Below are 16,569 nucleotides of genomic sequence, written 5' to 3' on the forward strand. Positions count from 1 at the left end.
TATTTCATAATCAGCAAAATAAAAAAAAAGTAATTATGAAAAAAGCCTTAGCAATATCGTCCCTTATTTTAACAGTTTTAATTTCTTGTAAAAAAGAAACAACTACAGTCGAACCTGTACAAATTACACCAAATCCGCCAAAAGAAGCTGAAATTGTTGAACCAGCTGGAGATCAATGTTATGCTTGGAGGTCTAATGGAAGTGTTATTGAAATGAGTTTTAATGTTAATTCTCATCAAGAGGTAAACGGAAAGCTAAGCTATAATTTGGTCGGAAAAGATAAAAATGAAGGAACTTTGATAGGAAACATGAAAGGAGATACCTTAATTGCAGATTACACTTTTAATTCGGAAGGAGTTTCATCTGTGAGAGAAGTTGCTTTTCTGCAAAAAGACGGAGCTTTTATTGAGGGGTATGGTGATGTAACAACAGCTAATGATAAAGTTTCTTTTAAAGATAAATCAAAACTAAAATTTGATGCAAAAAATACTTTGACAAAGGTAGATTGTAAAGTAGAGTAATGATGTGTTTATAAAGTGAAAAATCCATTCGTTTGGGGGCGAATGGATTTTTTTTTATGATTTAAACTGAAACTGAAAAACAATTAAAGGTTTTTCAAATAAGTCTTTCTTTGGCAGTGAATAATTGGATCAAAGTTTTTCCAAAGCAAATGAATTGCATTGTTTTCTAATAACTCAGGCGTTCTGATGCAATTTCTAATTCCTTTCTCCGAAAAAGTCTTATAATATTCATCAAAAATAAGTGCTGTAACGCCTTTATTTTGATAATCAGGATGAACTCCAATTAAATAGAATACGACATCTTTACTATGTTTTTTTGCTTTTAGCAACTCTAAGAAACCAAATGGAAATAATTTTCCTTTTATTTTTTGCAATGCTTCCGTAAAACTTGGCATTACAATACTAAAAGCTATTAAATCGTCATTTTTGTCAACTACGAACTTGATATACTCAGGATTGATAAAGCTGATGTATTTCTTTTTAAAATATTCTTTCTGAACATCAGAAATAGCAACAAAAGAAGCTAGTTTCTCATAAGACTCGTTAAACAAATCGAACATTTTGTCAACATGTGGCATAATGTCTTTTGTTTTGGTAAAAGTTAGCGTTTTTAATTCATAACGCTTTTTGATCAACGCGGTGGCCTTCTGAAAAAATTCAGGTTTAACATTAGAAAAAGGAAATATACTTTCAATATATTGTTTTTCAACCTGAAAGCCTAATTCTTCAAAATGTCTTACATAATATTCATGATTATACCATGTAATCATAGTTCCAACCTGATCAAAACCTTCAGTAAGAACTCCAACTTTGTCCAGATTTGAGAATCCCATTGGTCCTTCAGCATGTTCTAAGTTGTGTTTTCTTCCTAATTCATATACTTTTTCAAGAAGCGCTTTCGTAACTTCAATATCATCAATTACATCAAACCAGCCAAAACGAACTTTTCTTTTATGCTGATTGTTCACTTCAGACCAATTGATAATGGCAGTAATTCGGCCAACAATTTGATTGTCTCTGTATGCTAAATAAAAATAAGCTTCGGCATTATCAAAAGCCGGATTTTTAGTTTTGTCAAAAGATGCCAATTCATCTGAAATAATAGGCGGTACCCAATACGGATTGTCCTTGTACAATGAAAAAGGAAATTTGATGTATTCGGTTAATTCTTTCTTGCTTTTGGCTTCTTTAATTGTAATCATTAGTTGGTATTGAAAGTCCTTAAAAAAGGATCTAGTTATTTATGTTTATTCGTATTTTGCCTTACGTTTTCTTTCTTTTTCCTGATAATCTATTGGCTTCTCATTGTCAGGATTCTTTTTTGCTCTAGCGGCTGCTTTTTCCTCTATTACTTTTTCTTTGTACCATCCGTCATAACGCCATGATACTCCAACTCCTCCATATAAAATAGAAGGCGTATTTTTAAAGTTAGTGCTTATAGAAGCATCAACCTGTAAGTTTGAAGAAAGCAAATAAGCAGCACCTGTACGCAAAATTGAATCACTATAAAAGTCGCTTTTATATCCTTGATTTTCAATAAAACCGGACCAACGGTCATTAAATCCGTGCGTCAAAGTTAATACATATCCGTAACTTGGATAGTCTGTACCGATATAATCTGCAATAATATTAGTAACAAAAACCCAAGATCCGCCTGCAAGAAGGTTTTGGGTAATGATCGAAACCTTAGGAGAAATGGCTCCATCTGGAGAAAAATAATAAGGATTGTCAGCGCCAACAAAATTAGCTCCAGCAAAAACCGAAACAGCAGGAATCAGCTCTCGCCATTGAAAATTACGATTAGCTTTATAGCTATAAATATTTACTTCGCGTTTGTAATTTTTGTATGGATCATAAATAAGATATTTAGCTCCTAAAACGGTTTGTCTAAAATTGTTTTTTTTGTAGCTAGTGTACGGAGTGTCAAAGTTCTCTGCCTGATATTGTAGATCAGCAATAAACTCTAATTGTTCTAGAAAAGCACCAAATCTAATGGTTAAATCTGTGCCAAATCCGCTGGCATCGTAGTCTAATAAATCGTGTTTTTCTTTAATGCCATAAACACCAAGTTCGGTCTGAATTACAGATTTTCCAACAGCATAGGCAGACATGGTTTCTCCTGGGCGATTGGAATTGATAACATCAGTGTATTGCGCAAAAAATAGTTGTGGAATAAAAAAAAGTACCGGGGCAAGTAAGTTTTTAATTTTGGACATATAATTTTTTTTGGATTAAAAAATAATAACGCATTTCAAATGTACATATTTTATTATTTATTTAAGATTCATATTTTATTTTTAAACAACGGATTTATTAATTTTGGAAAAAAATTATAGAGTTATGCAAGAAGCATCATTTTCAGGTTTAAGATTCATTATTGGGCTAATTGCCTTTTATTATATCATGAAATTTTTGGCTAGAATCTTTTTGCCAGTCTTGGTAAAAAAAGCAGTAGAAAATGCGAGCGAAAATTTTCAGAGACAGCAACAACAATACAATCAATATAATCAAGGTAACGCTTGGCAGAATAACAATAACAATAAAGATGAAATAATTGTTAATACTGCCAATGCTAAAAACCCGCGCGAAACCAAAAAAGTGGGAGAGTATGTTGATTACGAAGAAATAGATTAGATTTGTGTCCTGAAAATTTAGGATTCATTTTAACCCAAACCAGCCAAAATTGAAAATAGTAAATAAGTTCTATCCGCATGCCCTTGTTATTCTGGGCTTTATTTTTGTTTCATTAATTTATTTTTATCCAGTTCTGCAAGGAAAACAAATTTTCCAGTCTGATATTGCTCAATACACCGGAATGGCAAAAGAGCAAAATGACTTTAGAGCGATGGAAAATGCTGAACCTTATTGGACAAATTCTGCTTTTGGTGGGATGCCAACGTATCAGCTTGGAGCAAATTATCCGAACGATTTTATTGGTAAAGTTGATGACGTTTTGCGTTTTCTTCCACGTCCTGCAGATTACTTATTTTTATATTTCCTTGGTTTTTACGGTTTATTATTGGTTCTAAAAACAGATCCATTGAAAGCCTTTATTGGCTCAATTGCGTTTGGTTTTTCAACTTACATGATCATTATTTTAGGAGTTGGACATAATGCAAAAGCGCATGCTATTGCGTATATGCCTTTGGTAATAGCTGGTTTTATACTCGTCTTTCAAAAGAAATATATTAAAGGTGGTTTGCTCACCATGTTTGCTGTGGCATTAGAAATTAGTGCCAATCACTTCCAGATGACCTATTATTTATTGATTTTCTTATTGATACTTTCAGGTTATTATGCTTACAACTTTATAAAAGAAAAAGATTTTAAAGGACTTCTAATTTCTTGTGGCGTTTTATTGGTTGCTGGAATTTTTGCTTTGGGAGCCAATGCAGGAAATCTAATGGCAACAAACGAATATGCTAAATATAGTATTAGAGATAAAAGCGAGCTGACTTTTAATCCAGATGGATCTAAAAATGAAACTACTGCGTCTATGACTACAGATTATATTACTGAATATAGTTATGGTATTGCAGAAAGTTTGAATTTAATCGCTCCAAGAATTTTTGGTGGTTCAAGCCACGAAAATGTAGGTACAGACAGCCGTATGTATGCTTTTATGCTTGAACAAGGAGTTCCAGCATCTCAAGCTCAGGATTTTGTTTCGGGAATGCCTACTTATTGGGGAGATCAGCCAATTGTTTCGGCACCGGCTTATATTGGAGCTGTTGTTTTCTTTTTGGCAGTTTTAGCGTTGTTTATTGACGAAAGAAAAATTAAATATGTTTTCCTTACGGGAGCACTTTTTACTTTAGTGCTTTCTTGGGGTAAAAACTTCTCTTTATTGACAGACTTTTTTATTGAATATGTTCCTCTTTATGATAAATTTAGAGCAGTATCTTCAATTCAAGTTATATTAGAATTATGTTTCCCTGTTCTGGCAGTTATGGGGTTACAATCATTCTTTAAAGCTAAAGACGAACCAAAATTACAGCAGAAAGCATTAGTGCAGACTGGAGTTTTTGGTCTAGGAGTACTTCTTATTTTATTAATAGCAAAAAGCTTCTTCCATTTTACAGGAACAAGCGATCAATATTTCTTAGAAAGCTACGGACCAGGTTTCGTTGATGCTTTAAAAGAAGACAGAATGACGATGTATTATGCAGATTTATTGCGTTCTGGATTCTTGATTATAGTAACATTTGCTGTTCTATGGATGTTTGTAAAAAATAAACTTTCTCAAACAACAACTTTAATTGTGGTTGGAATAGTAATGATTTTTGATCTGTTCTTTGTAGACAAAAAATACGTTTCTGCCAAAGATTTTGTAAGTCCGGTTCAGATTGCTGCACCTTTCCAAGAAACACAAGCAGATGCTCAGATATTAAAAGACACTTCAGTTTACCGCGTATTTGATCTTCAAGGACAATTGCAAGGAAGATCTTCTTATTTCCATAAAACAATTGGAGGTTACAGTGCTGTAAGACCAAGAAGAATGCAACAATTGTATGATTATCAAATTGCTAAAAACAATATGGAAATACTTAATATGTTGAATGTTAAGTATGTTATTCAAGTGGATAAAGAAGGAAATCAAATTCCTGCAGTTAATCCAGATGCTAACGGGAATGCTTGGTTTGTAGAGTCGGTAAAACTGGTAAATAAGCCAGACGACGTAATGAAAGCTTTGAATACTTTAGATACTAAAAAAGTAGCAGTTTTCAATGTTCACGAGCATGAAAGTAAATTCCTAAATGCAAGATTAAAGAAAGCTTTTGATACAACAGGAACGATTAAAGTGGTTACTTACAAACCAAATTATATCAAATACAAATCAGAAAATAAAGGAGATGGTTTAGCTGTTTTCTCTGAGATGTATTATAAAAATGGTTGGAACGCTTATATTGACGGAAAATTAACAGATCATTTCCCAGTTGATTATGTTTTAAGAGCAATGGAAATTCCTGCTGGAAAACACACCATTGAATTTAAATTTGAACCTCAGATTATTAAAACAGGGGGAACAATTACTTTAATAAGTTCAATTGGAATGTTGTTGCTTTTGGCTGGAGGAGTTTATTTTGAAAGTAGAAAATCTAATAAGGAAAAAGAAGTATAAAACTTCAAAATTCTAACTTTGCACTTTAAAAAATAGTAAACTCATTTTCCTTGGAACAAAAAAAACTTTTAATAATTACCTATTATTTCCCGCCTGCGGGAGGACCAGGTGTACAGCGTTGGTTAAAATTTGTGAAATACCTTCCTGAGTTTGACGTTCAGCCAATCGTTTATGTTCCAGAAAATCCGACTTACCCAATTGTTGATGAAGGATTGGTGAGCGAAATATCAGATAAAGTAATTGTATTAAAGAATAAAATTTGGGAGCCTTATCAATTGGCTTCCATTTTTTCGAAAAATAAGACCAAGAAAATCAGTTCTGGGATTTTTCCGCAAAAGAAAAAACAGACTTTTTTAGATAAAACATTTCTTTGGGTAAGAGGAAATCTTTTTATTCCAGACGCCCGTGTATTTTGGGTAAAACCATCTGTTTCCTATTTAGAAAAATACATTCAAGAAAATAATATTGATACTATTGTAACTTCTGGACCGCCACATAGTTTGCATTTAATTGGTTTAGAATTACAGCAAAAATTGAAAGTGAAATGGTTTGCAGATTTTCGTGATCCATGGACAACTATTGGTTATCACAAAGCGCTTCGTTTGTCTTCTTACGCTGAGAAAAAACATAAGAGCTTAGAGCATAAAGTGCTTAATTCTGCAGACGAAATCATTGTAACGAGTAAAACTACAAAAGCTGAATTTGAGGCTATAACTAATAAGCCAATTACGGTAATTACAAACGGTTATGATGTTGAAACAGTAGAGAAACAAACTTTAGACACTAAATTTACTTTAGCTCATATTGGTTCTTTCTTATCAGATAGAAATCCTCCATTTTTATGGGAAGTTTTAGTTGAATTGATACAAGAAGTTCCAGAATTTAAGACTCATTTAGAAATAAAATTGATTGGCGCCGTAAGTCAAGAAGTTTTAGATGCTATTCAAGAACATCAATTAAAGGATTATTTGAATTTAGTTGGTTACGTTTCTCATAAGGAAGCTGTGGCGCATCAAAGAAAATCTCAAGTCTTACTTTTAATAGAAATTAATTCTGAAGATACTAAAAGCATTATTCCAGGAAAATTATTTGAGTATATGGTCTCAAACCGTCCGATAATCGCTATTGGCCCTCAAGGTTCTGACTTTGCCGATATCGTTACGCAGACCAATACTGGAGTATTTTTTGATTATTCTGAAAAAGCGAAATTAAAAAGTGTAATTTTGGACTTTTTTAATCAGTTTTTGGAAGGGAAATTACAATCGCATGGGATTGGTTTACAGCAATATTCAAGAAAAAATCTAACTCAACAATTGGCACAGCTGATTAAGAAATAATCATTTAAAAATTAAAATACAATCTAAACTCAAGAAATGGGTATTGTCTTAAATCAGTCTTTTAAAAACACTATAATTACATACATTGGTTTTGGTATCGGAGCCATTAATACATTATATCTTTATCCCGTTTTTCTTGGGGCAACTTATTACGCATTAACCAATTACATTACTTCTGCAGCAAACGTAATCATGCCTTTGTTTGCAATTGGAATGCAGAATACCCTTGTGAAATTTTATTCGCAGTATAAAACAGAAGAAGAAAGAGAGCAGTTTTTGTCCTTTACAGCGCTGTTTCCAATTTTAATGTGTATTCCGTTAGGACTTATCGGAATCTTCTTTTATGACGATATAACCGATTTTGTTTCTAAAGAAAACCCTGTTGTTCGCGAGTTTATGCTTCTTATTCCATTTATCGGAATCTGTATGGCATATTTTGAAATTTTTTATGCTTGGGCGCGAGTGCATATGCATTCTGTTTTTGGGAACTTTATTAAAGAAGTTGGTTTAAGGTTGCTTTCGACTTTTGCCTTGATAGGTTTGTATTTTAATTGGATTTCACTGGTTGGATTTGTGTACATAACGGCAGGAATCTATTTTTTTGCATTTTTGATTACGATGTTTTATGCATTTTACATCAAAAGACCAAATTTCCAGATTACAATACCTGAAAATGTAAAAGCAGTAATGGAATATACTTTTTACATTATTCTTTCAGGAAGTGTTGCTAATTTACTTTTGGACGGAGATAAACTGATGCTGAATCAGTACATGAAGATCGAAAATATTGCTTACTATTCTGTAGCAACTTATATTGCTTTGGTTATTTCTGTACCGAGTCGTGCCATGCATCAAATCGTATATCCAATTACAGCAAAATTAATGCACGAAAATAAACACGACGAATTAAATCAGTTGTACAAAAAAACGTCAATTAACTTACAGATTGTAGGTGGATTTGTAATGTTGTGTATTTTTGTGAATATCAGGCAATTATACGAATTAGTTCCAAAAGAATACAGTGGAGGAATTGCAGTTGTATTTATGATTGGACTTTCTAAATATTTTGACTTGATCTTAGGAAATAACAATGCCATTATTTTTAATACTAAATATTACCGAATGGTTTTGTATTTAGGATTAATGCTGGTTGTTTTAACTGTGATTTTAAATATGCTGTTTATTCCTGATTTTGGAATTATGGGTTCAGCATTTGCAACACTTTTGTCTATTACGTTGTACAGTTTGGCAAAATTACTTTTTGTAGTTAAAAAGCTTGATTTGTATCCTTTTACAAAACAGACAATTCATTCAATACTATTAACATTTGCATTGTTTTTACTGTTTTATTTCTGGGAATTTCCATTTTTCCAATTAATTAGTATTGCTTTAAAATCGATATTGGTAACCATTTTATATCTGTATTTGAACTATAAGTTCAAGATTTCGTCAGATATCAATAACGTTATTGATTCAATTTTTAAAAAGTTAGGCTTTAAAATTTAATTGCGCACTGTAGGAAAAAAAGTAAATAATGTAAAATTGTAGCTTTTTTGTTTTTATATTTGTTAGAAAGGATAGCTAATTTATTTCTAATATTATATGAAAGTAAAAGTACTTAGGTTATTAGTTTTATTTTTTGTTTTGTTTTCTTTTTCAGTTTTTGCGCAGACTAACCAGAAAAATGTTAATAAAGATTCTGTTGCGGAAAAACTAAAAGGTTATCCTGTAAAACCATTCAAAGACACTCTTTTTTATGTTTACCACAATGTTGGTTCTTTTTCTGCAAAAGAACGGGCAGAATACATTAGTAATAAAATAAAAAGGCTCTACAATGAATCTTTTTTTGAAAAGGATTCGATTAAAATTGTCCCTTCAGATGTTTCCATGGATATTGTTTACCAAAGCGATTTCGTTATAATGTCTGTTTTGGATGCCGATGCGAAAGCTGAGAAAAGCACTGTAAAAAACATTGCTAACCGAAATCTGGCGAAGATTAAAAGTGCGATACTATATCAGAACGAAAATTACTCGCAATTGCCAAAACGAATAGGTTATACAGTTCTGTTAATTCTCATAATTGGTTTTATTCTATTTTTAGTTGGTAAGGTTTTTAATCTGATCAAAAATTATATTGTCAAGAATAAAGCAAGATATTTTAAAGGATTTAATTATAATACAATCAAAATATTATCTCCAGAAAAGCAGTTGTTTTTATTTCTACGTTTTTTTGGATTTGTAAAAATAGTAACGCTAGTTTTAATTGTATATCTTTCACTTCCTATTTTATTCAGCATCTTTCCGGCTACCAAAGATTACACTACTATGTTGCTTAGATGGATTTTAACCCCAGCTAAATCTGCAGTAATGGGATTTTTGGGATTTCTGCCAAGTCTATTTACTATTATTGTAATTATCATCATTTTTAAATATTCCCTCAAAGTCATTAAGTTTTTCTTTGATGAAATAAAATTAGAAAATATTAAAATTGATGGATTCTACAGTGATTGGGCGTTGCCAACATTCAACGTAATACGACTTTTGATGTACGCTTTTATGCTGGTCGTTATCTTTCCGTACCTCCCTGGATCAGATTCTCCTATTTTTAAAGGGGTTTCAGTGTTTGTAGGAGTTCTATTTTCATTGGGATCTTCAAATGCTATTGCCAATATGGTAGCAGGTTTGGTTATTACCTATATGCGTCCATTTAAAGTAGGTGATTACATAAAAATTGGAGATGTTAGTGGCGAAGTAATCGAAAAAACAGGTTTGGTAACCAGAATTAGAACACCAAAATTTGAAGATATTACAATTCCAAATGCAACAGTGTTATCGAGTACTTCTACCAATTATTCTGCGAATACCAAACATTCAACAAACGGGTTATTAATTCATACCACAGTAACAATTGGGTATGATGTTCCTTGGAAAGATATTCATGCCGCTTTGATTGATGCTGCTTTAAAAACAGAAATGACAGAAAAAGAGCCTAAACCGTTTGTGCTTCAAACTAGTTTAGATGATTTTTACGTTTCGTATCAGATTAATGTTTATACAAAAGAGCCAACAAAACAGCCTCGCATTTATTCTTCGCTTCATCAGAATATTCAAGATTCTTTTAATGCTGCTGGTATTGAGATCATGTCACCACATTATAGCGCTTTACGAGACGGAAATACCACAACGATTCCGCCAAATTATTTAAAAGAAGATTACGAATCTCCTGTTTTTAATATTAAAAATAGAGGTTAAATTATTGATAACGAGTGATTAAATTTAAAACTTTAACACTTGAGTTCTTTGTAATTAATTTAATAAAAATTAACTTTATATGAAAGTTTAGTAGTACTTTGCCAAAAACACATTTTTTTTGTAACAAAAATGTCTAAATATAGGTGTTTTTTTATTTTTTAGAATTAAATATTTTTGCAGGAAATTACGAATAAAAGTCTAACCAGAATTAATTGTAGATTAGTAATTATGAAGTACAATCATCTCAGCCAAGAACAAAGCATGCAGGTATTTTCTAATATGATATCAAACAAAGTTCATAACGGATTTACTTTAGAAGAGAGGAATGACGAACTACTTTTTGCTGTCTTATCCAAAGGTGGAAAAGTGGTTAATCACAGTTTAAATTTTATGATTTTTTGTTTAACTCTAGGTTTATGGTCATTTGCATGGCTTTATCTCACTTTTGAGGCATCAAAACAGAAAAAGATTTTAGTAGCTATAGACGAAGATGGCCTTCCTTTTGAAGAAAAGTGTCTTGTAGCTTAAACAATTAAAGAGAAATAAAATAAAAGCCATAAATACAAACTAATCAATTGTATTTATGGCTTAATTATTTTAAAGAAAGATTATAATTTATCTTTTAAATAAACTCCCGTTACAGATTCTTTTACTTTTACAATGTCTTCTGGGGTTCCAGAAGCAAGCAAATGTCCTCCATTTTCACCGCCTTCTGGGCCTAAATCAAGTATCCAGTCGGCACATTTAATTAGATCCAGATTATGTTCAATTACAATTATTGAATGTCCTTTTTCTATTAAAGCATCAAATGAAGCCAAAAGCTTTTTAATATCATGAAAATGAAGACCTGTTGTAGGTTCGTCAAAAACAAATAGAGCTTTGTCTTTCGTGGCACCTTTTACTAGAAAAGAAGCCAATTTAATACGCTGTGCCTCTCCGCCAGAAAGAGTAGAAGAAGATTGCCCTAATTGAACATATCCTAAACCAACATCTTGCAAAGGTTGCAATTTTTGAGTGATTTTGGATTGCTTATTTTTTTCGAAAAAAGTAATCGCGTCATCAATCGTCATTGTAAGAATGTCATTGATATTTTGGTTGTCAAAAGTAACTTCTAAAATTTCTTTTTTAAATCGTTTTCCGCCACAGGTTTCACAAGGAAGTGAAACATCGGCCATGAAAACCATTTCGACGTTTATAGAACCTTCTCCTTTACAAGTTTCGCATCTTCCTCCGTCAACATTAAAAGAAAAATGTTTGGCTTGATAGCCTCTTATTTTTGATAATTTTTCTTTGGCATACAAATCACGAATATCATCATAAGCTTTGATATACGTTACCGGGTTTGATCTTGAGCTTCTTCCAATTGGATTTTGGTCTACATACTCAATATGCTTAATCTGAGAAAATGATCCTGAAATCTCAGTAAATTGCCCTGGTTTTTCAGAGGCGCTTTCTAATTTTTTTTGAACGGCAGGAAACAAAATTTTCTTGATTAAAGTACTTTTTCCACTTCCAGAAACACCTGTAATAACAGTTAGAACATCTAAAGGGAAAGTAACATTAATATTTTTTAAGTTGTTTTCGCGTGCACCAATAATATCAATGTGATTTTTAAATTTTCTTCTTTTCTTTGGGACAGAAATTTCTAAGTCACCATTTAAATATTTTGCTGTCAGAGAATCTGATTTTAAAATCTCGTCGTAAGTTCCTTGTGCCACCAATTTTCCTCCAAAAGTTCCAGCTTCGGGACCAATATCGATAATCATATCGGCAGCTTTCATAATATCTTCATCATGTTCAACCACAATTACCGTGTTGCCAAGATCTCGAAGAGAAAGCAGTACTTTTATTAATCTTTCTGAATCCTTAGGATGCAAACCAATACTCGGTTCATCAAGAATATACATCGATCCAACTAAACTGCTTCCAAGAGAAGTTGCTAAGTTAATTCGCTGTGATTCTCCACCAGAAAGAGTTGCAGAATTTCTATTTAGAGTAAGATAATCCAATCCAACTTCAGTTAAAAAAGATAAGCGATTATTGATTTCGACCATCAAACGTTTAGCAATCTGCTGTTCGTACTGATTTAATTCGATGTTTTTGAAGAAAGTAGCCAAATGTTTAATTGGTAAATCAACTAAATCAGAAACTGTTTTTCCGTTGATTTTTACATAAGAGGCTTCTTCGCGCAAGCGTTTGCCTTTGCAAGCATGACATTTTGTTTTACCACGATAACGCGAAAGCATTACACGATTTTGAATCTTATAATTTTTTTCTTCTAATTCCCTGAAGAAATCATTTAGACCTTGAAAATATTGATTTCCAGTCCAAATTAAATCTTTTTGTTCTTCTGTTAATTGAAAATAAGGCTTATGAATTGGGAAATCGAATTTATAAGCATGCTTAACCAATTCATCTTTATACCAGCTCATGCTATCGCCTCGCCAAGGGTAAATAGCACTTTCGTAAATTGATAAAGAAGTGTTTGGAACAACTAGATCAGCATCAATTCCAATGATGTTTCCGTAACCTTCACAAACAGGACAAGCTCCGTACGGATTGTTGAAACTGAATAAATGAACGTTTGGCTCAAGAAAAGTTATTCCGTCAAGTTCGAAATTGTTAGAATAAGAAAATCTCTTTTCTCCATTTAATTCCTGAAGAAAACAAATTCCTTTTCCTTCAAAAAAAGCAGTTTGAACGGCATCTGCCAGACGATTGTAAAACTCCTCTTCTTCCTTAACCACAATACGGTCAATAATTAATAGAATATCTTTATTATCAAATTGATGTAAATCTGAAGCTGGAAATTCGTCTAAACGAATCATTTCGTTGTCAACCAAAATACGAGCAAAACCTTGCTGTAAAAGTACTTTTAGTTTATCTTCAAGCTGTCTTCCTTCTTCAAGATGAATAGGAGCAAGTAAAAGCCATCTGCTGTCTAGAGGAAGGCCCTTGACGTCAGAAATAACATCTGTAACTGTATTTTTTTTGACCTCTTGCCCAGAAATAGGAGAGTACGTTCGCCCAATTCTGGCAAACAGAAGTTTGATATAATCGTAAATTTCTGTAGAAGTCCCAACAGTCGAACGAGCATTGGTTGTATTTACTTTTTGCTCAATCGCAATAGCAGGAGCAATACCTTTAATGTATTCTACTTTAGGTTTATCTAAACGACCTAAAAACTGACGAGCATAAGAAGACAAACTTTCTACGTACCGCCTTTGTCCTTCGGCATATAAAGTATCAAAAGCTAAACTGGATTTTCCTGATCCTGAAAGACCTGTAATGACAACCAGTTTATTTCTTGGAATAACGACATCTACATTTTTTAGATTATGTACCTGTGCTCCCTTAATTATAATATTTGATTTTGGATCTATTTTAGAAAGGTCAATTTGCATAAAAAAGTCAATTTTTACAAAAGTAATCAATTTTGAATTGGATTTAGTTAAGGATTTAGTTCCGAATCATAACTATTTTTATCATAATTTATATAATTTATTTGGCTAAAAAAATCTATTTTTAGAATGTGAAAACATGTAGTTTAAAGTCTTTTTTAGAAAAATATCGATGAATTGTCGTTTTATTTCAATAAAAATTGTAATTTAAATTTAGATTTATGCAATAAATATATTTTATCGTGTTAATTGTAAGGTAATTACGTTTATTTTTTAACACTTTTCAAGAGCTTTTATTTTACGGATTTTTAGCTCTTTTTGCGTAAATTTTATGTTTATTATACATTAATAAAAGTTTTATTAATAATAATTAATGATTTTATTTGCTTTTTAAAATTAAAATTTGTTAAATTTGGTCACAATATTAACATAACTTAAAAAAGACACGCCTATATAAGAAAACTACTTTTTAGAAAATACTCCAAATTTTAAAATAAAACTAAAAAAGTAGTTATTATGGCTGATCTGCATACTCCAGACGCTCTATTAGTAAAAAATTATGTTGACGGCAGCGAAGCTGCGCTGGCAACATTAATAAAAAGGCATGAATCTAAGATATATGGGTTTATATATTCTAAGATTGCTGATAGAGATATTTCAAATGATATTTTTCAAGACACATTTATTAAAGTAATTAAAACTTTAAAAAGCAATTCGTACAACGAAGAAGGTAAATTTTTGCCTTGGGTAATGCGTATTTCTCATAACTTAATCGTTGATCATTTTCGCAAAAATAAAAAAATGCCAATGTACAGAGAAACAGAAGAGTTTTCTATTTTCTCTATTATGTCTGACGATGCGTTGACAATTGAGGGCAAAATGATTGTGGATCAGGTGGAACTCGATTTAAAAAAGCTAATTGAAGAACTTCCAGATGATCAAAAAGAAGTGCTTGTAATGCGTATGTACCAAGATATGAGTTTTAAAGAAATCTCAGAAATAACAGGCGTAAGCATTAATACAGCACTAGGAAGAATGCGTTACGCGTTGATGAATTTGAGAAAAATTATAGATAAACATCAAATTATTTTAACCAACTAATACTATTTTGATAACTAGCCCGTTATACTAATATAAAACATTGTGATAGTATGGGGAAAATTTACTCAAAAAAAGCATTAGCTTCTAAAAATCTTAAACCTAAAAAAGAAGTAGTTTCTTTTTTACTTAATTATTCTAAAGCCTTGACTGTTGTTAAGATAGACGATAAAAATTTTGAGATTATAGCTAACTAAACAGCCCACTGCTCCTGTCGGATGTTTATAAAAAACAAACCAAATGGTCGTTTTGGTTTAAGAACTCACTGCTTGTATATTTTATATGCAAGTAGTGAGTTTTTTTTGTTTAGTATTTTTACAAATAAAAAGTATAAGTATTTTACAGCATTTTTCTTCTGTTTTGTTAAAATTTAATATTTTGATCAGGATTAATGTGTTTATTTAGTTTTTAATTCTATTTTAGTTAAAAAACTATTTTTTTAATCGTTTAAATTGCTTTTGATAAGTGTTATTCGTATTAAAAGGAAGTTTGTGTAAAGAATTGTGAAAATAATAAACTAAGAATTAAATATTTAACCCCTAAAATAGATTGTTCATGAAGAAAAATTACAATGCTTTATTTCGTTAAGTTTGATGCTCGTTTGATTTTTTGAAAAAAAATATTTGGACCAGCAAGTGTTTACTCAAAAAAATAGTAAGGATAATTTTTTGACCAGTTTAATTATCTGTTATTACTATGATTCAAAAGAAACAAGGAAAATCATTTAATCACCAAAACTTAACCGCAAAAATGAAAGAGAACATTAAAGTGTTGTCATGCTTATTATTAATGAGTATTGGCGTATTTGCTCAAAAAGACAAAATTAAAGAAGCGCAGTCTTTGTTTGATAAAGGAAATAGCCAAGAAGCTTTGACAATTTTAACCAAAACAGAATATCTTATTCTTAACGCATCTGATGAAGACAAATCCGATTATTATTATTTAAAAGGCAACGTCTTAAAGGATTTAGCCGTGAAAAATATTGATGCGGCAAATAATTTTACCTTGGCATCCCAATCATATCAAGATGTATTTTTGTATGAGAATGAGTCAGGAAAATTTAAATGGACAGTTAAAGCCAATATGGCTTTAAAAGATATGAAAGCCAGTCTTGTAAATGGCGCAATGGCCGATTTTACTGCTGGTAAATTTAAAGAAAGTGCAGAGAAAAGTTATAAGGTTTATCTATTTGATAAGAAAGATACTTTAAACTTGTTCAATGCGGCATCTTCATCTATAAATGCAAAAGATTTCAATGCAGCCGTTACTTATTACGAACTTCTGAAAAAGATTAATTATTCTGGAAAAGGTGTTTTGTATTTTGCTACCAATAAAAAGACAAAAGAAGAAGATGCTTTTGTTTCCCCAAAGGCTAGGGAGTCCGCAATTCAGCAAGGATTTTATGAAAAGCCAAGAACAGAATCTGTACCTTCTAAAAAAATAGAAGTAAACAATAATCTTGCTTATGCATACCTTGAGAAAAAGGATTATTCTAAAGCTGAATCGGTTTACAATTATGTTTTAGAATTGAATCCGAATTATATCGATGCATATATTAATCTAGCTTACTTAAAATTGCAAATGAAGAAGGACTTAGCTGATGAAATATCTTCACTAGGAACTACTCCGGCTGAAATGCAGAAGTACGATAAGCTTAATGCTAGAAAGGATGATATTGCTAGAAGCGCGATTCCCTATCTAAAAAAAGTGCTTACACTTGAACCGAAAAATACAGATGCAACAAAAACATTATTAGGTGTTTATAGATCGCTTGATATGACGGCAGAATACAATGCTTTAAAAGCAGGAATGTAGTTTCTGTTAAATGTACAAAGTTG

At 31.5% G+C, this 16,569-nt stretch carries 13 protein-coding genes; 10 read left to right on the forward strand and 3 right to left on the reverse strand.

Annotation, left to right across the window (positions count from 1 at the left end; translation table 11 throughout):
• Positions 1-35 precede the first annotated feature (35 nt).
• Complete coding sequence (locus ABXT06_RS13795) at positions 36-521, forward strand: hypothetical protein (RefSeq protein ID WP_354591264.1); 486 nt, start codon at positions 36-38, stop codon at positions 519-521.
• An 83-nt stretch (positions 522-604) separates the two neighbouring features.
• Here the strand turns inward: ABXT06_RS13795 and ABXT06_RS13800 are convergent, their stop codons facing one another.
• Together ABXT06_RS13800 and ABXT06_RS13805 are read right to left on the reverse strand one after the other, a co-directional pair.
• Positions 605-1,723: a GTP cyclohydrolase gene (locus ABXT06_RS13800; protein ID WP_354591265.1), complete on the reverse strand. Its 1,119-nt coding sequence runs from the start codon at positions 1,721-1,723 to the stop codon at positions 605-607.
• 45 nt (positions 1,724-1,768) lie between these two features.
• On the reverse strand, positions 1,769-2,737 hold the full coding sequence (locus ABXT06_RS13805) for a transporter (RefSeq protein ID WP_354591266.1): 969 nt from the start codon (positions 2,735-2,737) through the stop codon (positions 1,769-1,771).
• A 124-nt stretch (positions 2,738-2,861) separates the two neighbouring features.
• Between ABXT06_RS13805 and ABXT06_RS13810 the strand changes: the two genes are divergently transcribed.
• The 6 genes from ABXT06_RS13810 (at position 2,862) to ABXT06_RS13835 (ending at position 10,760) form a co-directional block, all read left to right on the forward strand.
• Entirely contained in the window at positions 2,862-3,155 is a 294-nt protein-coding gene (locus ABXT06_RS13810) for a DUF4834 family protein (RefSeq protein WP_354591267.1), read from the forward strand.
• Positions 3,156-3,204: 49 nt separating this feature from the next.
• Complete coding sequence (locus tag ABXT06_RS13815; protein WP_354591268.1) at positions 3,205-5,643, forward strand: YfhO family protein; 2,439 nt, start codon at positions 3,205-3,207, stop codon at positions 5,641-5,643.
• Between the two features lie 50 nt (positions 5,644-5,693).
• The gene (locus tag ABXT06_RS13820; protein WP_354591269.1) at positions 5,694-6,980 is read left to right on the forward strand and encodes a glycosyltransferase family 4 protein; all 1,287 of its coding nucleotides are present in this window, start codon (positions 5,694-5,696) and stop codon (positions 6,978-6,980) included.
• Between the two features lie 36 nt (positions 6,981-7,016).
• Positions 7,017-8,486, forward strand: coding sequence for an oligosaccharide flippase family protein (locus tag ABXT06_RS13825; protein WP_354591270.1), 1,470 nt, complete (start codon positions 7,017-7,019; stop codon positions 8,484-8,486).
• A 96-nt stretch (positions 8,487-8,582) separates the two neighbouring features.
• Positions 8,583-10,232: a mechanosensitive ion channel family protein gene (locus tag ABXT06_RS13830; protein ID WP_354591271.1), complete on the forward strand. Its 1,650-nt coding sequence runs from the start codon at positions 8,583-8,585 to the stop codon at positions 10,230-10,232.
• 228 nt (positions 10,233-10,460) lie between these two features.
• Positions 10,461-10,760, forward strand: a complete 300-nt coding sequence (locus tag ABXT06_RS13835; RefSeq protein ID WP_354591272.1) for a hypothetical protein — start codon at positions 10,461-10,463, stop codon at positions 10,758-10,760.
• Positions 10,761-10,840: 80 nt separating this feature from the next.
• Here ABXT06_RS13835 and uvrA read toward each other — a convergent pair whose 3' ends face one another.
• Positions 10,841-13,636, reverse strand: a complete 2,796-nt coding sequence (uvrA, locus tag ABXT06_RS13840; RefSeq protein ID WP_354591273.1) for an excinuclease ABC subunit UvrA — start codon at positions 13,634-13,636, stop codon at positions 10,841-10,843.
• Positions 13,637-14,149: 513 nt separating this feature from the next.
• Here uvrA and ABXT06_RS13845 point away from each other — a divergent pair.
• From ABXT06_RS13845 to ABXT06_RS13855, 3 genes are all read left to right on the forward strand, one after another.
• Positions 14,150-14,734 (forward strand): RNA polymerase sigma factor, encoded by a 585-nt coding sequence (locus ABXT06_RS13845; protein WP_354591274.1) that lies wholly within the window; start codon positions 14,150-14,152, stop codon positions 14,732-14,734.
• A gap of 50 nt (positions 14,735-14,784) precedes the next feature.
• Positions 14,785-14,928: a hypothetical protein gene (locus ABXT06_RS13850; protein ID WP_008462533.1), complete on the forward strand. Its 144-nt coding sequence runs from the start codon at positions 14,785-14,787 to the stop codon at positions 14,926-14,928.
• A 553-nt stretch (positions 14,929-15,481) separates the two neighbouring features.
• Positions 15,482-16,546 (forward strand): tetratricopeptide repeat protein, encoded by a 1,065-nt coding sequence (locus ABXT06_RS13855; protein WP_354591275.1) that lies wholly within the window; start codon positions 15,482-15,484, stop codon positions 16,544-16,546.
• Positions 16,547-16,569: the final 23 nt, after the last annotated feature.

Origin of the sequence: Flavobacterium sp. UW10123, assembly GCF_040538975.1 — a bacterium.
In the GTDB taxonomy this organism is placed as follows: Bacteria; Bacteroidota; Bacteroidia; order Flavobacteriales; family Flavobacteriaceae; genus Flavobacterium.